The sequence below is a fragment of the Mesorhizobium sp. ArgA1 genome, assembly GCF_053714375.1.
The window spans coordinates 1-21,034 of the sequence record NZ_JBSKBQ010000010.1 but is presented as its reverse complement, the minus strand read 5'-3'; the positions used below and the strand labels follow the sequence as shown (position 1 = coordinate 21,034).

General features: G+C 64.1%; 18 protein-coding genes. 10 read left to right on the top strand and 8 right to left on the bottom strand.

Annotation, left to right across the window (positions count from 1 at the left end; translation table 11 throughout):
* Window positions 1-36: 36 nt before the first annotated feature.
* On the top strand, window positions 37-972 hold the full coding sequence (rocF, locus tag ACWGTI_RS20850) for an arginase (protein ID WP_454588859.1): 936 nt from the start codon (window positions 37-39) through the stop codon (window positions 970-972).
* Window positions 969-2,027 (top strand): ornithine cyclodeaminase, encoded by a 1,059-nt coding sequence (locus ACWGTI_RS20845; RefSeq protein WP_454588858.1) that lies wholly within the window; start codon window positions 969-971, stop codon window positions 2,025-2,027. Before rocF ends, ACWGTI_RS20845 begins: the two co-directional genes overlap by 4 nt.
* A 169-nt stretch (window positions 2,028-2,196) precedes the next feature.
* Here the strand turns inward: ACWGTI_RS20845 and ACWGTI_RS20840 are convergent, their stop codons facing one another.
* From ACWGTI_RS20840 to ACWGTI_RS20825, 4 genes are all read right to left on the bottom strand, one after another.
* A complete protein-coding gene (locus ACWGTI_RS20840) occupies window positions 2,197-3,198 on the bottom strand; it encodes a LacI family DNA-binding transcriptional regulator (protein ID WP_454588857.1) in 1,002 nt (333 codons plus the stop codon).
* 14 nt (window positions 3,199-3,212) lie between these two features.
* A complete protein-coding gene (locus ACWGTI_RS20835; RefSeq protein ID WP_454588856.1) occupies window positions 3,213-4,229 on the bottom strand; it encodes an ABC transporter permease in 1,017 nt (338 codons plus the stop codon).
* Window positions 4,226-5,728, bottom strand: a complete 1,503-nt coding sequence (locus ACWGTI_RS20830; RefSeq protein ID WP_454588855.1) for a sugar ABC transporter ATP-binding protein — start codon at window positions 5,726-5,728, stop codon at window positions 4,226-4,228. The genes ACWGTI_RS20835 and ACWGTI_RS20830 overlap by 4 nt, the downstream gene beginning before the upstream one ends.
* A gap of 136 nt (window positions 5,729-5,864) precedes the next feature.
* Window positions 5,865-6,830, bottom strand: coding sequence for a substrate-binding domain-containing protein (locus tag ACWGTI_RS20825; RefSeq protein WP_454575688.1), 966 nt, complete (start codon window positions 6,828-6,830; stop codon window positions 5,865-5,867).
* Between the two features lie 318 nt (window positions 6,831-7,148).
* On the opposite strand from ACWGTI_RS20825, the gene ACWGTI_RS20820 reads away from it, so the two are divergent.
* Window positions 7,149-7,820: a winged helix-turn-helix domain-containing protein gene (locus ACWGTI_RS20820; RefSeq protein WP_454588854.1), complete on the top strand. Its 672-nt coding sequence runs from the start codon at window positions 7,149-7,151 to the stop codon at window positions 7,818-7,820.
* Window positions 7,821-7,828: 8 nt separating this feature from the next.
* On the top strand, window positions 7,829-9,205 hold the full coding sequence (locus ACWGTI_RS20815; protein ID WP_454588853.1) for an ATP-binding protein: 1,377 nt from the start codon (window positions 7,829-7,831) through the stop codon (window positions 9,203-9,205).
* Between the two features lie 21 nt (window positions 9,206-9,226).
* On the opposite strand, the gene ACWGTI_RS20810 is transcribed toward ACWGTI_RS20815, so the two are convergent.
* Complete coding sequence (locus tag ACWGTI_RS20810; RefSeq protein WP_454588852.1) at window positions 9,227-10,108, bottom strand: helix-turn-helix domain-containing protein; 882 nt, start codon at window positions 10,106-10,108, stop codon at window positions 9,227-9,229.
* Window positions 10,109-10,214: 106 nt separating this feature from the next.
* Here ACWGTI_RS20810 and ACWGTI_RS20805 point away from each other — a divergent pair, with 106 nt between their 5' ends.
* The 5 genes from ACWGTI_RS20805 to ACWGTI_RS20785 all read left to right on the top strand — a co-directional run bounded on the left by ACWGTI_RS20805 (window position 10,215) and on the right by ACWGTI_RS20785 (window position 16,505).
* Entirely contained in the window at window positions 10,215-11,483 is a 1,269-nt protein-coding gene (locus ACWGTI_RS20805) for an extracellular solute-binding protein (protein ID WP_454588851.1), read from the top strand.
* Between the two features lie 156 nt (window positions 11,484-11,639).
* Window positions 11,640-12,500, top strand: coding sequence for a carbohydrate ABC transporter permease (locus ACWGTI_RS20800; protein WP_454575693.1), 861 nt, complete (start codon window positions 11,640-11,642; stop codon window positions 12,498-12,500).
* A 14-nt stretch (window positions 12,501-12,514) separates the two neighbouring features.
* A complete protein-coding gene (locus ACWGTI_RS20795) occupies window positions 12,515-13,351 on the top strand; it encodes a carbohydrate ABC transporter permease (protein ID WP_454588850.1) in 837 nt (278 codons plus the stop codon).
* A 13-nt stretch (window positions 13,352-13,364) separates the two neighbouring features.
* A complete protein-coding gene (locus tag ACWGTI_RS20790; RefSeq protein WP_454588849.1) occupies window positions 13,365-14,444 on the top strand; it encodes an ABC transporter ATP-binding protein in 1,080 nt (359 codons plus the stop codon).
* Window positions 14,445-14,474: 30 nt separating this feature from the next.
* Window positions 14,475-16,505, top strand: a complete 2,031-nt coding sequence (locus ACWGTI_RS20785; protein ID WP_454588848.1) for an aldo/keto reductase — start codon at window positions 14,475-14,477, stop codon at window positions 16,503-16,505.
* A 173-nt stretch (window positions 16,506-16,678) separates the two neighbouring features.
* Here the strand turns inward: ACWGTI_RS20785 and ACWGTI_RS20780 are convergent, their stop codons facing one another.
* The gene (locus ACWGTI_RS20780) at window positions 16,679-17,107 is read right to left on the bottom strand and encodes an Lrp/AsnC family transcriptional regulator (RefSeq protein ID WP_454588847.1); all 429 of its coding nucleotides are present in this window, start codon (window positions 17,105-17,107) and stop codon (window positions 16,679-16,681) included.
* Window positions 17,108-17,256: 149 nt separating this feature from the next.
* Between ACWGTI_RS20780 and ACWGTI_RS20775 the strand changes: the two genes are divergently transcribed.
* Complete coding sequence (locus tag ACWGTI_RS20775) at window positions 17,257-18,360, top strand: saccharopine dehydrogenase C-terminal domain-containing protein (RefSeq protein ID WP_454588846.1); 1,104 nt, start codon at window positions 17,257-17,259, stop codon at window positions 18,358-18,360.
* A gap of 181 nt (window positions 18,361-18,541) precedes the next feature.
* On the opposite strand, the gene ACWGTI_RS20770 is transcribed toward ACWGTI_RS20775, so the two are convergent.
* A complete protein-coding gene (locus ACWGTI_RS20770) occupies window positions 18,542-19,414 on the bottom strand; it encodes a glycosyltransferase (RefSeq protein ID WP_454588845.1) in 873 nt (290 codons plus the stop codon).
* Window positions 19,415-19,512: 98 nt separating this feature from the next.
* Window positions 19,513-20,901 carry a dihydrolipoyl dehydrogenase gene (lpdA, locus tag ACWGTI_RS20765; protein WP_454588844.1) on the bottom strand — a complete coding sequence of 463 codons (1,389 nt, stop codon included), beginning with the start codon at window positions 20,899-20,901 and terminating at the stop codon, window positions 19,513-19,515.
* Window positions 20,902-21,034 lie beyond the last annotated feature (133 nt).

Sequence of the window (21,034 nt, the reverse complement as noted above, 5' to 3'; positions counted from 1 at the left end):
TTCATTCCACGCATCGATCGCGAGGACAAAAGAATCATGCGCTGCAGGATCGTTGGCGCGCCGGTGCAGGACGGCGCGGGCAGGATGGGATGCGAAATGGGGCCGAGCGCGCTGCGCACGGCAGGTCTTGTCTCGGTCCTCTCCGAACTCGGCCATGAGGTCGAGGACTGGGGCGCGGTGCAACCGGCTCCGGCACGCACTATCGTCCACGGCAATCTTGCGCTGAAGGCGTTGCCGGAGATTTCCGCCTGGACGACGGCGATCGCCGAAACCGCCTACACAGCTTCGCAAGACGCCATGCCGATCTTCCTTGGCGGCGACCACGCTATATCAGCCGGCACGGTGTCGGGCATAGCACGCCGGGCGGCCGAGCGCGGCCGGCCGCTCTTCGTGCTGTGGCTCGATGCGCATCCCGATTTCCATACGCTCGACACCACCGTCAGCGGCAACCTGCACGGCGTGCCGCTTGCCTATGCCAGCGGCCGGCCGGGCTTCAACGGCTATTTCCCGGATCTGCCCGTCGCCGTAGATCCCGCCCGCATCTGCGTCATGGGCCTGCGCAGCGTCGACCCGGCCGAGCGCCGGGCGCTGAACGAAGCGGGCGTGACCGTGCACGACATGCGCACCATTGACGAGCATGGCATCGCGCCTTTGCTGCGCGCTTTCCTGGCCCTGGTCGAAGAGGCCAACGGCCTGCTGCATGTCAGCCTCGACGTCGACTTCCTCGACCCCTCGATCGCGCCGGCCGTCGGCACCACCGTGCCCGGCGGCGCCACCTTCCGCGAAGCGCATCTGGTGATGGAGATGCTGTCCGACAGCGGCCTCGTCTCCAGCCTCGACCTGGTCGAGCTGAACCCGTTCCTCGACGAGCGCGGCCGCACCGCGACCCTCATGGTCGACCTCGCCGCCAGCCTGATGGGCCGCCGCATCATGGACCGCCCGACCCGCAGCCATTCCGGAAGCATTGCATGACCCAGCCTTCCCGCCTTGCCATCGTTCCCTTCGTCAGCGTCGACCGCATGATGAAGCTGGTGCTGACCATCGGCGTCGAGCGGTTCCTGACCGAACTCGCCGCCTATATCGAGGAGGATTTCCGCCGCTGGGAGCTGTTCGACAAGACGCCGCGCATCGCCTCGCACAGCCATGACGGCGTCATCGAACTGATGCCGACCAGCGACGGCCGGCTCTACGGCTTCAAATATGTCAACGGCCACCCGAAGAACATGCGCGAGGGCCGCCAGACCGTCACCGCCTTCGGTGTGCTCGCCGATGTCGGCTCTGGCTATCCGATGCTGCTCACCGAAATGACGATCCTGACAGCGCTGCGCACGGCGGCCACCTCCGCTGTCGCAGCCAAATACCTGGCGCCCAGGGGCGCGCGCTCGATGGCCATCATCGGCAACGGCGCCCAGTCCGAATTCCAGGCCGTCGCCTTCAAGGCGCTGCTCGGCGTCGACCGGCTGCGGCTCTATGACATCGATCGCTCCGCTTCGGAAAAATGCGCCCGCAACCTGGCCGGCCAGGGCTTCGACATCACCATCTGCACGACCGGACAGGATGCGGTGGAAGGTGTCGACATCATCACCACGGTGACCGCCGACAAGCAGTACGCCACCATTCTCACCGACAACATGGTCGGTTCCGGCGTGCACATCAACGCGGTCGGCGGCGACTGCCCCGGCAAGACCGAGCTGCACCGCGACATCCTGCTGCGCTCCGACATCTTCGTCGAGTTTTCGCCGCAGACGCGCATCGAGGGCGAGATCCAGCAGCTCGACGCCGACCATCCGGTGACCGAGCTGTGGCAGGTGATGACCGGCCAGGCGCAAGGTCGCAAGTCGGCGAAACAGATCACACTGTTCGATTCCGTCGGCTTCGCCACGGAAGATTTCTCCGCACTCCGCTATGTCCGCGACCAGCTCCAGGCAACCGGCCTCTATGAAGAGCTCGACCTGCTCGCCGATCCCGACGAGCCGCGCGACCTGTTCGGCATGCTGCTGCGGGCAGCGCTGCAGCCGGCCGCCTGAGGAATGACCGCGCAATCTCCCCCCTTGAGGGGGAGATGGCCGGCAGGCCAGAGGGGGTCGGTCCGACTGGGCTCGACTTGCTTCTGCAGATGGAGGTGGGCGCTTCATGCGCAGCGACCCCCTCTGTCGCCTTCGGCGACATCTCCCCCTCAAGGGGGGAGATTACGCACTATCCGCGCAACGGCGCGCAGCTCTCCCGTTCGACGAGCACGGGCGTCAGCACTTCGCGGCGCGAATGCGCCGCCGGCTCGGCAACCCGCGCGAGCAGCAGGCTGACGGCGCGCGTGCCGATCTTCTCGACCGGTTGTGCGATCGTCGTCAGCGGTGGCCAGGTGGTGACGGCATAGGGAATGTCGTCGAAGCCGATCATCGACATGTCGTCGGGAACGCGCAGGCCGCGCCCGCGCAGCACCGTCAGCGCGCCCATGGCCATCAGGTCGTTGCAGGCAAAAAGCGCCGTGATCCCGGGCGCCTGCGCCATCAGCCGCTCCATCGCCGTGCGGCCGCCGGCGAAGTGATAATCGGAATCGACCACGGCACTCGCCGGCAGGTCGAGGCCGGCTTCCTGCAGCGCCCTGGCGAAACCCCGCAGGCGGGCCGGGCTGGAGCTGGAATCGCGCGGGCCGCCAATGACGCCGATCTTCTCGTGGCCGAGCCCAACCAGATGGCGGCCGGCGAGATAGCCGCCATGATCATGATCGACCAGTACGGTATCGACATTGACCGAATGGATTTCGCGATCGAGCAGCACCGCCGGCACGCCGGGCTGGAGGTGGGAGAAGACCCGCGCATGGTCGGACGAGCCGGCGAAGATCAGCCCGTCGATCTGCTTGGCCATCAGCACCTGGAGATAGCGCTCTTCCTTCTCGGCGCTGCCGTCGGAGTTGCACAGGATCACCGTATAGCCGGCGAGGAAGCCGGCATCCTCGATCTGGCGCGCCACGCTGGCGAAGAACGGGTTGGAATTGTCCGGCAGGAGCAGGCCGATGGTCTTGGTCTCGCCGCGCCTGAGGCTGCGCGCCAGCGTGTTCGGACGGTAGCGCAGAGCGGCGATGGCCGAATGCACGCGCTCGGCCGTCTCGGGCTCGACATGACGCGTGCGGTTCATCACATGCGAGACGGTTGCGACCGACACTCCGGCATGGCGCGCGACATCGGCAATCGTCGTCATCGTCCCTTGTCCCCTCAGCGGATGACCCGCAACAGCCGCTCCCGATATGCGTCTAGGATGACGGCAAGCACAATGACAAGACCTATCACGATCGGCTTGAAATTGTCGCCGACGCCGAGCAGCTGCAGCCCGGTCGACAGCACCTGCAGGATGCAGGCGCCGACCAGCGTGCCGATGATCGAGCCCTTGCCGCCGCTGAGGCTGGTGCCGCCGATGATGACGGCGGCAATCGCGTTGAGCTCGTAGCCGACGCCGGCGATCGGGCTGCCGATGTTGAGGCGTAGCAGATAGACCATGGCGGCGATGCCGGCGGTCAGGCCGCTGATGGTGAAGGCCGCGATCTTGTAGAAATCCGGATTATGGCCGGACAGCCGCACCGCCTCGTCATTGGTGCCGACGGCAAAGATCATTCGGCCGAACACGGTGAAGCGCAGCACGAACCAGCCGGCCGCGATCACCAGCACGGCGATCAGGAAGATCGACGGCAGGAAGCCGCCGATGATGAGATTGCCGAAATCGACAAAACCCTGCGGCAGGCCGGTTATGGTGGAATTGTCGCTGACCACGCGGGCAGCACCCGCCGCCATGTTGAGCATGCCCAGCGTGACGATGAAGGACGGGATCTTCCAGCGCGTCGAGATCCAGCCATTGAGGAAACCGCAGACCGCACCCGTGGCCATGCAGGCCAGCAGTGCCAGCAGGATCGCTACTCCCGGCGACAGGCTCTCGTTGATCATGACGGTGGCGCCGACCACCGTGCACAGCGCCAGCACCGATCCGACCGAAAGGTCGATGCCGCCGGTGAGGATGACGAAGGTCATGCCGGCGGCGAGCACCGTGTTGATGGCGATCTGCACGAAGATCTTCAACGCATTGCCGGATGTGGCGAAGTAGGGCGCGGTTGCCGAGAAGAACACGGTGATCAGCACCAGCGCCAACAGCACGCCGGCATCGCGCACCAGAAAGCGCAGGAATTTCGCACGGCCCGGGGAAACGGGCGCCGACACGGATGTTTCGGACGTCTCGCTCATGGTCGCACATACTCCTGATAGGCGAGCGACAGGATGTGCTCCTGGTCGAACGCGGCGCGCGGCACGTCGCCGACGATCTTGTTTTTGGAAAAGACGATGATGCGGTGGCACATGCCCATCAGCTCGGGCAGGTCGGACGACACCATGATGATGCCCTTTTTTGCCGCCGCGAGCATCCAGAGCAGCTGGTAGATCTCGCGCCGGGCGCCAATGTCGACGCCGCGCGTCGGCTCGTCTAGGATTAGCGTCGAGGTGCCCCTGAACAGCCATTTGGCCAGCACCACCTTCTGCTGGTTGCCGCCCGAGAGATTGCGCACCGCCTGCTCGATCGAGCTCGCCTTGACCCTGAGCTGACCGACGAGATCATTTGCTGCGGCACTCTCCGCCCGGCGGTTGATGAGGCCGTTGCGCGAGACTTTGCTCAGATCGGTGATGGTGATGTTCTTGTCGACGGCCAAGTCGAGCATCAGGCCCTGGCCCTTGCGGTCTTCGGTGAGCAGGCTCAAGCCGTGCCGCACCGCATCCTTGGGCGCGGTGATCGCGACCGGCCTGCCGTCGATCTCGACGACACCGTCAAGTTTCGGGTCGGCCCCAAACAGCGCCCGCATGGCTTCGGTGCGGCCGCTGCCGACCAGCCCGGCGACGCCCAGGATCTCGCCATGGTGGACGGCAAAGGAAATGGCGGGCGTCTCGGCGCTGCGCTTGAGGTTGGCGACGCTGAGCGCGACCGTGCCTGGCACGATCGAAGCGTCGAAGCCATACTCGTCGGCAATGTCGCGGCCGATCATCATGCGCACCAGGTCCGGCACGGTGAGGCCGTGCAAGTCGCGTGTCGCGACCAGTTTTCCGTTGCGCAGCACCGTCACCCGGTCGCCGATCTCGAACACCTCATGCAGGCGGTGCGAGATATAGATGATTGTGACGCCCTTGGCCTTCAGTCGCTTGATGATGGCAAACAGCCGCTCGATCTCCGGCGGCGTCAGCGTCGCCGTCGGTTCGTCGAGGACCAGCAGCTTCGAGTCATTGCTCAGCGCCTTGGCGATCTCGACCAGCTGCATCTGTGCGACGCCAAGCGCCTGGACGCGGGTGCGCGGGTCTATGTCGAGGCCGACCTCCTTCAACAGCGCCACGGCGCGGCTGTTGAGCGCCTTGCCGTCGACGATGCCGAAAGCGCGGCGCGGCAGGTTCTCCAGCATCAGATTCTCGGCGATGCTGAGATAGGGCAAAAGGTTGAGTTCCTGATGCACGATGCGGATGCCCGAGAGCTGCGCATCGTGCGGCGTCTTCGGGCGGTAGGGCGCACCGTTGAAGGCGATCGAGCCTGAGTCAGGCTGGTAGATGCCGGCCAGGAGCTTGATCAGCGTCGACTTGCCGGCGCCGTTCTCGCCCAGGATGATGTGGGTTTCGCCGCGCGCGATCGACAGCGACACGTCGCTGAGCGCAACGGCGCCGGGAAAGATCTTGCCGACCCCTTCAAGGGAGAGAATCGCGTCGTCCATTTGAGCGGGATCCTGAAGTGCGCTCTTGTGCCGACAAGGCGCTTAAGAGCGCGTCGCCACCGCCGCCGACAGTCTGCCGGCGGCGGTGATGAGACAAGCGGAAAGGCCGGAGGGAGTACCGGCGCTATCGCTCGGCTCAGCCGGTGATCAGCTTGATGTCGGTCTTGACCCAGCCGGAGAATTTTTCACCGGCCATTTCGCGCAGGCCGTAATCGATGCCCATGGCGGCCATCTGCGCGCCATACTGCTCGACGGTGGCGAGCATCTTGCCCGCCTTGAGCAGCGGCCCGACGGCCGGAATGTTGTCGAAGCCGACGACCTTGATCTGGCCCGACTTGCCGGCCGCGTCGAGCGCCTTGACGACACCGAGCGCCATCGAATCATTGGCCGCCATCACGCCCTGTATGTCCTGATACTGGGTTAGGAAGTTGGTCATCAGCGTGTTGGCTTCCTCGGTTTCCCAATGCGCCGTCTTGGAGTCGAGCAGCTCAAGCCCGTTCTCCTTGATCGCGTCGTCGAAGCCGAGCTTGCGCTCCTTGGCGTTGTCGGCTTCCGGATTGCCCTCGAGGATGACGACCTTGCCGCCCTTGCCGAGCGCCTTGCCGAGCGCATCGCCGGCTAGCTTGGCGCCGCCGCGATTGTCCGGGCCGAAGAAGGCGAGGTCGATGCCGGCCTTCTTCTTGGCTTCGGTGTCGAGCGCGACGTCGATGTTGATGACCTTGATGCCGGCCTGCAGCGCCTTGGCGATCGGCGTCACCATGGCCTTCGAATCGGCGGGCGCGACGACGATGATGTTGTAGTTCTGGGTGATGAAGTTCTCGATCGCGTCGACCTGCGCGGCGAAGTCGCGTTCGTCCTTCATGCCGACGGCGGCGAAGTCGAACTTGTCCTTGTTCTTGGCGGCATACTCCTCGGCGCCGGCCTGCATCTGCTTGAAGAACTCGTTGGCGAGCGACTTCATGACCAGCCCGACCTTCGGCTTGTCGGCGGCAAAGACCGGTCCGAGCGGCAACGCCAGCGCGCCGGCGGCCAGCGCGCCGGTCTTCAGGAACTGACGGCGCGAGAATGGGCCGAGCCCATCCATGATTGTGTTCTTGCTCATGATTTCCTCCTCAGTGATCCACCCGTAATCGGTTACGTAACCGATTACGCCACAGGATAATGCGCGGCTTTGCCAAGTGTCAATATCGGTGTCGGGTATCGAAACTTCGCCCTGCACAGCGAATTGCGCAGAACATCGGAGGCAAACCCGTACTTAGACACGCTTACGAGACTGAGAGAGAAATAGCGGCTGCCATAGCGGCCTCTCTGCCATCCGAAAAAAGTCCAATTCAAGCAACAAGACAGGCCGGCTGGGCGGCATTCTAGAACGGACCAATGGCGGCGAAATCCGACAAGGGTCTGGCCAATGGACCGTTCAATGCGCCTTCTGCTCATCGAGGATGACCCCAGGACCGCCGACTATGTCGTCAACGGCCTGACCCAGGCAGGCCATATCTGCGACCTCAAGCGCGATGGCCGCGACGGGCTGTTTGCGGCGACACGCGATGCCTATGACGTCATCGTCGCCGACCGCATGCTGCCCGGCCTCGACGGCCTGTCGATGATCAAGGCGGTTCGGGCGGCGGGCGTGCGCACGCCGGCGATTTTTCTGACCTCGGTCGGCGGCGTCGACGACCGTGTCGAGGGGCTCGAGGCCGGTGGCGACGACTATCTGGTAAAACCTTTCGCTTTTTCCGAACTGCTTGCCCGCATCAACGCGCTTGGCCGCCGCCCGGCGGCGCAGGAACAGAAGACCACGCTGCGCATCGCCGATCTCGAAATGGACCTGATCCAGCGCCGCGTCACCAGGCAGGGCCAGGCGATCGACCTGCAGCCCCGTGAATTCAGCCTGCTCGAAGTGCTGATGCGCGGCGAGGGCCGCGTCATCACCCGCACCATGCTTCTGGAACGGGTCTGGGACTTTCACTTCGACCCCAAGACCAGTGTCGTCGAGACCCATATCAGCCGGCTGCGGGCCAAGATCGACCGGCCGTTCGAAACGCCACTGATCCACACCGTGCGAAACACCGGTTACAGTGTGCATGATTGAAGCTCGCTGTGACTGAAACAAGCGCCAGCCTGCTGCGCAGCACGCCGTTCCGGCTGGCTCTGACCTTCGCCTTGCTGTTCGTGCTCGCCTTCATCCTGTCCGGCGCCATCGTCTACCAGTTGATGAGCGCCGACCTTGCCGAGCGGCTCGACGAGTTGGTCAAGGAGACCTATTCGGTGGTCGCGGTGACCTATGCGCAAAGCGACAAGGAGGATCTGGTGTTGGCGATCGACAGCCATGCCGCCCTCAGCCCCGAGAAAGAGCAACTGTTTTCGCTGACCGACAGCAACGGCAATCGCCTGGCCGGCAATTTCACCGCCGCCGACCTGCCCGACGGCTTTTCGGATTTTGCCGCTTCCCTGCCGGGTGTGGCGCCCGGCACCATGTACCGCGCCTGGTCCGGTTCGGTCGGGCCCAACAGCCTGACCGTCGCCTTCTCGCTGTCGGAAACCGAGGAACTGGAAAGCATCGTGCTGATGAGTTTTGGCTGGGCGGCGCTGATTATAGTGGGCCTCGCGGTGGCCGGTGGCGCGCTTCTCGCCTCGCGCGTGCAGCGTCGCCTCGACGGCATTGCCGCCACCATGGACGATGTCTCCAGCGGCCGGCTCGATGCCCGCATCCCGCTGCTCGGCAATGGCGACGACATTGACGGTGTCTCACGCCAGGTCAACGCCGCGCTGGAGCGGCTGGCATCGCTTGTCGACGGCATGCGCCAGGTCAGCGCCGACATCGCGCACGACCTGAAGACGCCGCTCAACCGCCTTCAGATGATTTTGGAAAGCGCCGCCGACAAGACGACGCGGGGCGAGGCCGTTGCCGATGATCTGGCGGAGGCGCGCGGAGAAAGCCTGCAGATCAACGAGACTTTCGATGCGCTGTTGCGCATTGCCCAGATCGAGGCTGGCGCGCGCAAGGCGCGCTTTGTCGATCTCGACCTCAACGACATCGTCGAAGCCATTGCCGAGATCTATGCCGACGTCGCCGAGGATGACGGCAAGTCGCTGTCGGCGAACATTTCCCAAGACAGCCGATACCTTGTCCATGGCGATCGCGATTTGCTGACCCAGCTCTTCGCCAATCTGGTCGAGAACGCACTGCGCCATTGTCCGAGCGGTACAATCATCAAGCTGTCGGCAACCCGGCAAGGGGACCGCATAGTCGCCGAGATCGCCGACAACGGCCCCGGCATCCCGGCGAAGGAGCGCGAGAAAGTGTTCCAGCGGCTGTATCGGCTGGAAACCAGCCGCACCACGCCCGGCAGCGGGCTGGGCCTCAGCCTGGTGCGGGCCATAGCCGATTTGCATGGCGCATCCATCGCGCTCGAGGACCGCCGCCCCGGCCTGGCGGTGGTGGTCGGGTTTCCGCAGGCGAAGCCGGCGGCGTGATCACCGCTTATCCGAGCGGTACTACAAGGTGACTATCTGGCGCCCGGGTAAACCCCGGCGAAAGTCCGACGGCGACATGCCCGCGAGCTTGCGGAACGATTTGTTGAAGGCGCTGAGCGAGCCGAAGCCTGAATCCATGGCGACGCGCAGCACATTGGCGTCTTCATGCATCAGCAGCGCCTGCGCATAGCTCAGCCGCAACAAGTTCATATACTCGTTGAGCGTCATGCCGGTCGACTTCTTGAAAATGCTCATGGCGTATTTCGGATGGATGTCGGCGGCCGCCGCGATGTCGACGCAGTCTATGTCGTAGAGAAAATTCTCAGCGATGAAGTCGCACATGCGCCCGACATTGCGCAGCGATTGCTGGTCGAACGGGCCGCCGGCTTCCTGGCCGGCGGTTTCCGGCACCAGCCGGTAGGGCTCGAACCGCACCCGCTCCAGCCGCAGCAGCAGCTCATTCACCGCGTGCTCGGTTATGGTCGGGTCGCCGGAGCGGAAATAGCGGTTCCAACGCTCGAAATTGTGATGGTCCGCCGGGTCGGTGGCCGATGTCACCAGCGTGGCGCCCGTCATCAGCCGGTGGCGGATGTCCGTCGGCAGATGCAGGCGGAAGAAATGCACCAGCGGCAGATGCGCGCCGGCATAGATGGCGTCGTCGGAGAGATCGTCCATCTGGTGGGGCAGGCCGCCCCAGAACAGGCACATCTCGCCCGCCGAGAGTGCGATCTCGTGTTCGGCCATGCGGTAGTGCACGCTGCCGCGGACGATGAAATTGACCTCGACCTGGGCATGCCAGTGCGGTTTCAGCATCACCAGCGGATGGTTGTGAAACATCTGCAAGGCCATCGGCAGGCCTTCGACGCTGCTGGCGCCAGGCTGGTAAAACGGCCGTTCAGGCATCTTACTTTCCGCCCATCTTATATTCCCGTTGTCGGGGACAAGCCTTCCGCGCCGCCTAGTCTAGCCATGCTCGCGAACTGAGAGCAAATGAAATGGGAGGATTTCAATGCGCACGACACTCATCTGTGCCGCGCTGGCGCTTGCCCTGGGCTCAGCCCCGGCCTTTGCGCAGTCCGGCGAAATCACGATCTGGAGCTGGAACATCGCCGCTTCGTCGCTGAAGGCAACAATAGCCGGTTTCAACAAGCAATACCCCGACGTCAAGGTCACCGTTCAGGATCTCGGCAACCAGCCGACCTATGACAAGTCGATCGCCGGCTGTGCGGCCGGCGGCGTCGGCCTGCCGGACATCGTCTCCGTCGAGAACGGCGAGGCCGAGAACTACTGGAGCCAGTTCCCTGACTGTTTCGTCGATTTGCACACGCTGGGCTACAGCGCCGACGACCAGAAGAAATTCCCCGATTTCAAGCGCACCGAACTGGAAGTGGGCGACAAGGCCTATGCCATGCCATGGGATTCCGGCCCGGTCGCCGCCTTCTACCGCCGCGACTTCTACGAGAAGGCGGGCGTCGATCCGGCCTCGATCAAGACCTGGGACGATTTCATTGCCGCTGGCAAGAAGATCCAGGCCGCCAATCCCGGCGTCACCATGACCAACGCCGATTTTAACGGCGACACCGAATTCTTCCGCATGATCGCCAACGAGCAGGGCTGCGGTTATTTCGCCGAGGACGGGCAGTCGATCACCGTCAACCAGCCGAAATGCGTCGATACGCTGACCAAGATCAAGGAGATGAAGGACGCCGGCATCATGTCGTCGGCCGACTGGGGCACCAAGATCACCAACAACACCGCCGGCACCGTCGCCACCCAGGTCTATGGCGGCTGGTATGAGGGCACCATCCGCACCGAATCGGCCGGCGAAAACGGCAAATGGGGCGTCTATCTGATGCCGAGCCTGACCGCCGACGGCCCACGCGCCGCCAATCTCGGTGGTTCGTCGCTCGCCATCACTTCGGCCTCGAAGAACAAGGAAGCCGCCTACGCCTATCTGAAATACACGCTGGAGACCAACGAGGGCCAGATCACCATGCTGAAGGAGTTCGGCCTGGTGCCGTCGCTGATCTCGGCGCTCGACGATCCCTACGTCTCGCAAGGCCTTCCCTATTGGGGCGGCCAGGCGGTGTGGAAGGACATTCTCGCCACCCTGCCCAAAGTGGTGCCGAGCCGCGGCACGCCGTTCCAGAGCGATGCCGAAATCATCATGCGCGCGGTGCAGACCAAATATCTCGGCGGCGGTTACCCCGACGCCAAGGCCGCCCTCGACGACGCCGCCAACCAGATCGCCTCGGCGACCGGCCTTCCGATCAAGTAGTCGGCTAGCTTCCTTCTCCCCGGTCACGGGGAGAAGGTGCCCGAAGGGCGGATGAGGGGCAGCGCCAACGTCGGCAATTGGCGCTGCTCAGCAACACATTCAACACGGCACCCACCAAGAAGGTGCTGCCCGGGAACCGAAGAGGGAGGAGGAACCATGCGCACCCAGAATGCCACGGCCTATCGCTTCCTCACGCCCTATCTCCTGATCTTCGCCATCTTCTGGGTGTGGCCGATCATCTCCTCGTTCATGATCTCGTTCCAGGCGACGCGCACCGTGCCGTGGCGCTTTGCGCCGACCTTCAACTGGGGCCGGCTGATCGGCGACCCCGCTTTCTTCAACGCGCTGAAGAACACGCTGCTCATCCTCGTCATCCAGGTGCCGGTGATGATCTCGCTGGCCATCGTCATGGCGGTGCTGCTGAACTCGCCGCTGCTTAAAGTCCGCGGCCTCTACCGCTTTGCCTTCTTCGCCCCCGTGGTGGTCGGCGAAGTCGCCTACTCCGCAGTGTTCCGGCTGATGTTCAACCTCGATTTCGGCATCATCAACAAGCTTCTGGCCAGCGTCGGCCTGGCCAAGATCGACTGGTTCTCCAACGTCACCCCGGCCATGGCGCTGATCATGATCGCGGTGACCTGGCGCTGGGCCGGCTACAACGCCATCATCCTGCTTGCCGGTTTGCAGTCGATCCCCGAGGATGTCTATGAGGCGGCAACGCTCGACCGCGTCAGCAAGGTCAAGCAATTCTTCTACATCACCCTGCCGCTGCTCAAGCCCGTCATCGTCTTTTGCGCCGTGCTGTCGATCATCGGCACCATGCAATTGTTCACCGAGCCGTTCCTGATCACCGAACGCGGCGGGCCCGGCGGCGGCACCGAGACGCTCGGCCTGCTGCTTTACCGCCAGGGGTTCCGCTCGCTCAATTTCGGCTACGCCTCGGCCGTCGCCTACACCATGGCGGCGCTCGCCATTGCCATCACACTGGTGCAGCTGTGGCTGACAAGAGAGCCGAAATGACAGGGGAGCCGAAAATGAGTTCGCTCTCGCAACGCCGGCTCGGCCGCAGCCTGCTGCTGCATGTGTTCCTGACGCCGCTGGCGGTGATCTGGCTGTTTCCGCTGTGGATGATGATCGTCTTCTCGACCATGCCCGACAACGGCATTTTCAGCCCCGGCATCGAGCTCTTGCCGCACGACAATTTCCTCGCAAACTTCCACAATCTGCAGCGCGACACCGACTTTGTCGGCGCCATCGGCATCTCGGTCTCGGTGGCGGTGACCTATACCGTGCTGTCGGTGCTGCTGACCTCGATGGCCGGCTGGGCGCTGGCGCGCTACCATTTCGTCGGCAAAGGTTTTGTCGTCGCCATCATCCTCGGCACCATCACGCTGCCTTACGCGGTGGTGCTGATCCCGCAATTCATCATGGTGGCGCGCGACTTCCAGCTCGCCAACACCTGGGTGGCGCTGATCGTGCCGCCGCTGTTCAATTCGCTCGGCGTTCTGTTCATGCGCCAGGCCTTCACGATGATGCCGCACGATCTGTTCGACGCGGCACGTGTCGAAGGCGTCAAGGAATGGCGCATCTTCCTGTTCGTCGCGTTGCCTTTGGCGCGGCCGATGCTGGCGGCACTGGCCATCATCCTGTTCCTCGCCTCGTGGAACAATTATCTCTGGCCGCTGCTGATCAACAGCCAGCCCGGCGCGATGACGGCACCGGTGGCGCTCGGCACGCTGATCGGCCTGACCAAGGTCTCCTGGGGCGGCCTGATGGTCGGCGCCGTCATGCTGACCGTGCCGATGCTCGTCGTCTTCGTGCTGCTGCAGCGCCACTTCATCGCCGGCATCGCCGCCGGCGCCGTCAAATAGGGAAAACAGCGACATGGCGGCAGTCACCCTCACCAACGTCATCAAGCGCTTCGGCGTCTATGAGATTATCCATGGCGCCAACATCGATATCGCCGACGGCGAGTTCGTCGTCTTTGTCGGGCCGTCCGGCTGCGGAAAATCGACGCTGCTGCGGATGATCGCCGGGCTGGAGGACATCAGCGGCGGCGAGATCGCCATTGGCGGCAAGGTGATGAACGATGTCGAGCCGGCAGACCGGGGCATCGCCATGGTGTTCCAGTCCTACGCGCTCTACCCGCACATGACGGTGGGGCAGAATCTGAGCTTTGGCCTCCGCATGACCGGCAATCCCAAGGAGGACACCGACCGGCGTGTGAAGCGGGCTTCCGAAATCCTGCGCATCAGCGAGCTGATGGCACGTCGGCCCAAGCAGCTCTCCGGTGGCCAGCGCCAGCGTGTCGCCATCGGCCGTGCCATCGTGCGCGAACCGCAAGTGTTCCTGTTCGACGAGCCGCTGAGCAATCTCGACGCTGAGCTTAGGGTCCAGATGCGGGTCGAGATCTCGCGCCTGCACAAGGAACTCGGCACGACGATGATCTATGTCACTCACGACCAGACAGAAGCGATGACCTTGGCCGACAGGATCGTCGTGCTGCGCGGCGGCCATGTCGAACAGATCGGCCGGCCGCTCGACCTCTACGACAATCCCGACAACCAGTTCGTCGCCGGCTTCGTCGGTTCGCCGAAGATGAACTTCATCAAGGGTCGCGTCGTCGGTCGCGATACGGGAAGCGTTACCGTCGAGCTGGTGGGCGAGGAAAAGGCCCGCATCATGCAGCCGCTGGCCGGCGCTGTGCCGGAAACCGGAGCCAAGGTCATCGTCGGCGTGCGGCCAGAGCATTTCGGCAGTGCCGGCGAGGGCGATGCCGACCTCACCGTCGGCATCGACGTCGTCGAGCATCTCGGCGGCACCAGCTTCATCTATGCCAGGACCGCCCATGGCGAGGACCTGGTTATCCAGCGCGACGCGGCAAAGGTCCCCGACACTTCGGAGATCACCGTCTCCATCCGCAAATCCTATCTGTTCGACGAAAACGGCCAGCGGCTGCGCTGACCCCTTCCAGCCTTTCCAAGGAGAATGACCATGAGTTCAGCCGCGCCCATCCGCTGGGGAATCCTCGGGCCGGGCGACATCGCCAAGGCCTTTGCCGGCGGCGTCGCAGGATCGCGTACCGGCACGATCGTTGCACTCGGTGCCCGCAATCCCGGCAAGGAAGGTCTCGCCAAGACTTTCCCCGGCGCCCGCATCCTCGACGGCTATGACGCGCTGCTCGCCGATCCGGACGTCGACGCCGTTTATATCGCCATCCCGCATCCCGGCCACGCCGAATGGGCGATCAAGGCGGCCGAGGCCGGCAAGCATGTGCTGTGCGAAAAGCCGCTGGCGCTCACCGCCTTCGAGGCCGACGCCATGATCCATGCCGCGCGCAAGGCCGGCACCTTTCTCGGCGAAGCCTTCATGTACCGGTTGCACCCGCAGACGCTGAAGCTGGTGGAACTGATCCAGTCCGGCACCATCGGCGAGATCAGAATGATCAAATCGAGCTTCGGCTTTGCCATGCCGGGCTTCATGCCGCAACACCGGCTCTACGCCAACGACCTCGCCGGCGGCGGCATTCTCGATGTCGGCGGCTATCCCGTCTCGATGGCGCGGCTGCTTGCCGGAGCCGCGACCGGAAAACCCTTCGCCGAACCCGACAAGGTCGCCGGTGCCGCCCATCTCGGCCAGTCCGGCGTCGACGAATGGGCCTCGGCGCTGCTGCATTTTGCCGGTGGCATCGTCGCCCAGGTGTCCTGCAGCATTTCGCTCAACCAGGAGAATGTGCTGAGCATCCTCGGCACCAAGGGCCGCATCGAAGTGCCGGATTTCTGGTTCGCCGGCGGAAACCGTGATGTCGGCCTCGGCAAGATCGATGTGATCCACGCCGACGGCAAGCGTGAAACCATAAGCGTCAACGAGAGCCGCCATCTCTATTCCTTCGAGGTCGACGCTGCCGGCGACGCGATCCTGGCCGGGAGCCAAGAGTTCGCATGGCCGGGCATGTCCTGGGCCGACAGCCTCGGCACGCTGCGCGTGCTCGACAGATGGCGCGCGGCCGTCGGCCTTGAATACGACATCGAGAAGCCGGCTAAGCGCATCAACACCATCTCCGGCCGGCCGCTGCGCACCGATGGCACCGCCATCGGCAAACGCACCATTCCGGGCGTGTCGAAGCCGGCCTCCGTAGTGGCGCTCGGCTTCGAGGATTTCCGCACCTTCTCCTCCGGCTCGATCCTGCTCGACGGCTTCTTCGAGGCCGGCGGCAACCTGTTCGACACCGGCTATGTCTATGGCGGCGGCTACACCGAGACGCTGCTCGGCCAATGGCTGAAAAACCGTGGCGTGCGCGAGCAGTCGGTCATCATCGCCAAGGGCGCGCACTCGCCGCTCTGCTACCCCGATGTCATCGGCAAGCAGCTCGCCCAGTCGCTCGACCGGCTGCAGACCGACCATGTCGACATCTATTTCATGCACCGCGACAATCCGGACGTGCCGGTCGGCGAGTTCGTCGATGCCATGGACGCCGAGGCCAAGGCCGGCCGCATCAGAGGTCCCTTCGGCGGCTCGAACTGGACCATGGCGCGCATGGACGAGGCGATTGCCTATGCCGAAAAGAACGGCAAGCAGAAGCCCGGCGCGCTCTCCAACAATTTCTCGCTGGCCGAGATGCTGGAGCCGATCTGGGCTGGCTGCATCACCTCGTCCACCGACGACTGGAAGGCCTGGCTGACATCCAGGCAGATGCCGAACTTCGCCTGGTCGAGCCAGGGCCGCGGCTTCTTCACCGACCGCGCCGGCCGCGACAAGCAGGACAACGAGGAGCTGGTACGGGTCTGGTACTCCGAGAAAAATTTTGGCCGCCGCGATCGCGCCATCGAGCTGGCGCAACGACTGGGCAAAAGCCCGATCCACGTCGCGCTTGCCTATGTGCTGGCGCAGCCCTTCCCGTCCGTGCCTTTGATCGGCCCGCGCACGCTGGACGAGCTGGAGGACAGTTTGAAGGCGCTGGGTATAGCGCTGACGGCTGAAGATCTGGCGTGGCTGGATGGTGGGGCGGAAAGGCGGCGGGCGTGAAGCTGCCAATCTCCCCCCTTGCGGGGGAGATGCCTGGCAAGGCAGAGGGGGGTGCTGTCCCGTCAACCTGTCTTCTCCTGAGACAACAACAAGAAGCCGGAGAGGCTGGCGTTCCTTCACACCCCCCTCTGGCCTGCCGGCCATCTCCCCCGCAAGGGGGGAGATCAGCAGCGTCACCGATCGATCCTTGTCGACAAAATAATCGACGACGCCGTCCGCTCCACCCCGTCCATCGCCCCGATCTCGTCCAGCAGCGCGTCGAGATCCCTGATCGACGGCGCGTCGACGATGACGATCATGTCGAAATTGCCGCTCACCGAATGCAGCGTCCTCACCGGCGGCAGCGCCTGCAGCGCGCGCACCACCTTGTCGGCGAGTTTTGGCGTGACGGTGAGCAGCACATGCGCCCGCACCAGACCCTGCTCATAGTCGGGCGCCAGCCGTACACCATAGCCGGTGATGATGCCGCGCTGTTCCAGCCGTTCGATGCGGCTCTGCACCGTAGTGCGCGAAACACCGAGCTGGCGCGCCAGTTCTGCCGTCGAGGCGCGGGCATTGGCGCGCAGCAGGGAAAGCAGTTTTTGTTCGGCATCACTGAGCATTTCGACGAACCTTATCGGCATATCGTTCAGTCGGCGGGTTCGTTTCGAACAATTCCACGCTTCCTTTCGCCAGGCAAGCTGCGATTCTCCTGGGCATGGTGCCCGACCGCGCAGCGGTTCGGGCCAAAGGCTTTTATGAGGGACAGGTCATGAAGAAAATCATCGTCGTCGGCGCCGGCAAGATCGGCTCGACCATTGCAGGCATGCTCGCCGACACCGGCGACTACCATGTCACCGTCGTCGACCGCGCGGCGGCTCAGCTTGCCGCAGCCGAACTTCCCGCCGGCGTTGAGGCGCTGGAGCTCGACATCACCGCTCCCGGCGCGCTCGAAGCCGCGCTTACCGGCGCCTTCGCCGTGCTCAGCGCCGCTCCCTTCCATTTGACCACGCGCATCGCCGAAGCGGCCGCTGCCACCGGCGTCCACTATCTCGACCTGACCGAAGACGTCGTTTCGACCCGCCGCGTCAAGGAGTTGGCCAAGTCGGCCAAAAGCGCCTTCATTCCGCAATGCGGCCTGGCGCCAGGCTTCATCTCCATCGTCGCCAACGATCTCGCCAACCGCTTCGACACGCTGGAAAGCGTGCGCATGCGCGTCGGCGCGCTCCCGCAATACCCGTCCAATGCGCTGAACTACAATCTGACCTGGAGCACCGACGGCGTCATCAACGAGTATTGCGAGCCCTGCGAGGCGATCGTCGAGGGCGAGCTGATCGAAGTGCCGCCGCTGGAAGAGCGCGAGGAATTCTCGCTCGACGGTGTCACCTATGAAGCCTTCAATACCTCCGGCGGGCTCGGCACCCTGGCCGAAACGCTGAAGGGCAAGGTGCGCACGCTGAACTACCGCACCATCCGCTATCCCGGCCACGCCGCCATCATGAAGGCGCTGCTCAACGACCTCGGCCTGCGCCACCGCCGCGACGTGCTGAAGGACATTTTCGAGAGCGCCTTGCCGGCGACGCTGCAGGACGTGGTCATCGTCTTCGTCACTGTTTCCGGCCGCCGCAACGGGCGCCTGCTGCAGGAGACCTACGCCAACAAGATCTATTCGCAGCGCGTCGGCAACCAGGTGCGCAGCGCCATCCAGATCACCACCGCGTCCGGCATCTGCGCCGTGCTCGACATGCTGGCCGACGGCACCTTGCCGGCGACCGGTTTCGTCAAGCAGGAAGACATCGCGCTCGACGCATTCCTGGCCAACCGTTTTGGCCGCGCCTACGCCCAGCACGAGATGGTAAGCCGGCTCGCGAGCTGAGGGTGTAATCTCCCCCCTTGAGGGGGAGATGTCGCCGAAGGCGACAGAGGGGGTCGCCGCGCGTGAAGCGCCAACCTCCATCTGCCGCAAGAAGGTCGTGTCCAGTCGAACCGACCCCTTCTGGCCTGCCGGCCATCTCCCCCTCAAGGGGGGAGATCACGCTCTCCAAGGGCGCCTCCCCCTACCCCCTCAAGAGCATAGGTCGTCCCAGCAGAAACCGGATAAAATTGCCTGCGGTTCGCGGCGCCTTGCCGTTCCGCAACATCTGTAGCGGCGGGCTGTCTTTTCTAGCAGGCTGCAGCTTTTTGGTTTCGACACCCGGCCGGCCGACGCTGAAATACGCTTCCGCGATCGGCTTGCCCCTCAGGACATTGGCGGCGTTGTTGTCGTGAATAACGATGCACCATTGCGCCTCCTTCGAAGCCGCAACGACGGTGTTGAAGCGCGTCGCCATCTTGGCGTGGTGGTCGCTATAAATGCCGCTCATTTCCGGCGATCTCTTTTCGACCAGCGTGCCAAATGCCGAGGTGGTATAATCGTGGTGCGTGTAGCGGTGGCTCGCCACGTCGAAATTCTGGCCGACCGGAAAGGCGATGAACAGCGGTTGCAGGTCCACCTCGCCTTTGGCGATCTCCCTGCGCGCGTAGTGCTCGACCCGTTCCATGAAACCCGGCGCCAGGGCGTCGTCGCTGTCGAGCCGCGTCACTGAAACGAACTCGGCATCGCTATCGCCCAGGACGACTTCATTGAAGCGGGCATTGAGGTTCTCGCCAGCCTCGACGAGGACCGGCCTGACATCGACCCCGGCCACGCAAGCGCAGACGGTCCGAACATAGTTTTCGTGGGTCTCGCCATCGAACGCCACCAGAACGGTAAAATCCTTCAGCGACTGGGCCTCGAGAGACGGTGCGCAATAAGTGTCAAACAACGCCAGCCGCTCGACCAGCCAGACAGGATCGAGATTGGCGCGGCCCTTTCCGTCCCACTGACTCGGCTTGAATCCGGTCGCGGTGTTGAAGCGTATGGCGACGTATTTCTTCAGATCGGTGCTCATCGACAGACACTTAGTACATTCTGACGATCAGCGACAATCAAGGGCTCGTCGCCGGCTGATCGGGCCATCTCCCCCGCAAGAGGCGAGATTATCTGCACTCAAATATGCAGCGCGTGGCCCAGCGCCTTCAGTGCCGCTTCCTGGAACCCTTCGCCCTGCGTCGGATGCGCGTGGATGGTGCCGGCGATGTCCTCCAGCCGCGCGCCCATTTCCAGCGCGAGGCCAAACGAAGCCGCCAGTTCCGACACGCCTTGCCCAACCGCCTGGATGCCCAGCACCAGATGGTTGTCCGCGCGCGCGACGACGCGCACGAACCCGTCCTCGCCGAGTTTCGTCATCGCCCGGCCGTTGGCGGCGAAGGGGAACTGGCCGATTTTAATCTCGCCCAGCGCCTTCGCCTCTTCAGGCGTCAGCCCAGCCGTGACCAGTTCCGGATCGGTGAAGCAGACGGCCGGTATCGAGCGCTTGTCCCAGCTGCGCTTGTGGCCGGCGACGATCTCGGCCACCATTTCGCCTTGTGCCATCGCCCGGTGCGCCAGCATCGGCTCGCCGGTGACGTCGCCGATGGCATAGACGCCGCGCATCGAGGTGCGGCATTGGTCGTCGATCTTGATAAATTTTCCCGCCATGTCGAGGTCGATCTGGTCGAGGCCCCAGCCCTCGGTCACCGGCTTGCGGCCGACCGTGACCAGGATCTTCTCCGCGGCGACTTTCGCGCTCTTGCCGTCCGATGTCTCGACCAGCAATGCGTCGCCCTTGACCCCTTTGGCCTTGGCGCCCACCATCACGTCGACGCCGAGCTGGGCCAGCCGTTTCACCACGGGCCTTGTCAGTTCCGCATCATACTGCGCCAGCACGCGCGGCAAGGCTTCGACTACGGTCACCGCGGCGCCCATTTTGGCAAAGGCCATGCCGAGCTCCAGCCCGATATAGCCGCCGCCGACCACGGCGAGCTTCTTCGGAACCTCGCTCAGCGCCAGCGCCTCGGTCGACGAAATCACCGGCCCGCCAAACGGCAGGAACGGCAGCTCTACCGACGCCGAACCGGTGGCGATCACGACTGTTTCGGCGCGGATGATCTGCGTGCCGGTCTCGGTCTCGACCGCAACCGTCTTGCCGTCGCGAAATGTCGCCCAACCATAGACGCTCTTGACCTTGGCCTTCTTGAGCAGGCCGGCGACGCCACTGGTCAGCCGGCTAACAATGCCATCCTTCCAGGCGACGGTCTTGCCGAGATCGAGCTCCGGCGCCGCAACCGAAATGCCGAGCGGGCTGGTGCCGCCGGCCATATGCGACACCGCCTCGAACTCTTCCGCCGCATGGATCATCGCCTTGGACGGGATGCAGCCGACATTGAGGCAGGTGCCGCCCGGCTTGCCGGCTTCGACGATCACCGTATCGACACCGAGCTGGCCGGCGCGGATGGCGCAGACATAGCCGCCAGGCCCGGCGCCGATGACCAGCAGCTTGCAGGAGATTTCTTTCATGATGGCTGCTTCCTTTTGGCGAAGGCTGCCCCGCGGCCTCTTCCTTCTCCCCCTGTGGGCCTGTTGCGTTATTAGGCTTTGGACGCCTGGAGAGACGGCAGGGGCGCAGCGAGGTGGTTTCCGGCGCGGGTTT

Bases quoted from the DNA above. Each gene is read 5' to 3' on its own strand.
- ACWGTI_RS20790 (WP_454588849.1), top strand. From the start codon at position 13,365: ATGGCGGCAGTCACCCTCACCAACGTCATCAAGCGCTTCGGCGTCTAT.
- ACWGTI_RS20825 (WP_454575688.1), bottom strand. From the start codon at position 6,830: ATGAGCAAGAACACAATCATGGATGGGCTCGGCCCATTCTCGCGCCGT.
- ACWGTI_RS20835 (WP_454588856.1), bottom strand. From the start codon at position 4,229: ATGAGCGAGACGTCCGAAACATCCGTGTCGGCGCCCGTTTCCCCGGGC.
- ACWGTI_RS20780 (WP_454588847.1), bottom strand. From the start codon at position 17,107: ATGCTCAGTGATGCCGAACAAAAACTGCTTTCCCTGCTGCGCGCCAAT.
- ACWGTI_RS20830 (WP_454588855.1), bottom strand. From the start codon at position 5,728: ATGGACGACGCGATTCTCTCCCTTGAAGGGGTCGGCAAGATCTTTCCC.
- ACWGTI_RS20810 (WP_454588852.1), bottom strand. From the start codon at position 10,108: ATGCCTGAACGGCCGTTTTACCAGCCTGGCGCCAGCAGCGTCGAAGGC.
- ACWGTI_RS20845 (WP_454588858.1), top strand. From the start codon at position 969: ATGACCCAGCCTTCCCGCCTTGCCATCGTTCCCTTCGTCAGCGTCGAC.
- ACWGTI_RS20785 (WP_454588848.1), top strand. From the start codon at position 14,475: ATGAGTTCAGCCGCGCCCATCCGCTGGGGAATCCTCGGGCCGGGCGAC.
- lpdA (WP_454588844.1), bottom strand. From the start codon at position 20,901: ATGAAAGAAATCTCCTGCAAGCTGCTGGTCATCGGCGCCGGGCCTGGC.
- ACWGTI_RS20775 (WP_454588846.1), top strand. From the start codon at position 17,257: ATGAAGAAAATCATCGTCGTCGGCGCCGGCAAGATCGGCTCGACCATT.
- ACWGTI_RS20795 (WP_454588850.1), top strand. From the start codon at position 12,515: ATGAGTTCGCTCTCGCAACGCCGGCTCGGCCGCAGCCTGCTGCTGCAT.
- ACWGTI_RS20805 (WP_454588851.1), top strand. From the start codon at position 10,215: ATGCGCACGACACTCATCTGTGCCGCGCTGGCGCTTGCCCTGGGCTCA.
- ACWGTI_RS20820 (WP_454588854.1), top strand. From the start codon at position 7,149: ATGCGCCTTCTGCTCATCGAGGATGACCCCAGGACCGCCGACTATGTC.
- ACWGTI_RS20770 (WP_454588845.1), bottom strand. From the start codon at position 19,414: ATGAGCACCGATCTGAAGAAATACGTCGCCATACGCTTCAACACCGCG.
- ACWGTI_RS20840 (WP_454588857.1), bottom strand. From the start codon at position 3,198: ATGACGACGATTGCCGATGTCGCGCGCCATGCCGGAGTGTCGGTCGCA.
- rocF (WP_454588859.1), top strand. From the start codon at position 37: ATGCGCTGCAGGATCGTTGGCGCGCCGGTGCAGGACGGCGCGGGCAGG.
- ACWGTI_RS20800 (WP_454575693.1), top strand. From the start codon at position 11,640: ATGCGCACCCAGAATGCCACGGCCTATCGCTTCCTCACGCCCTATCTC.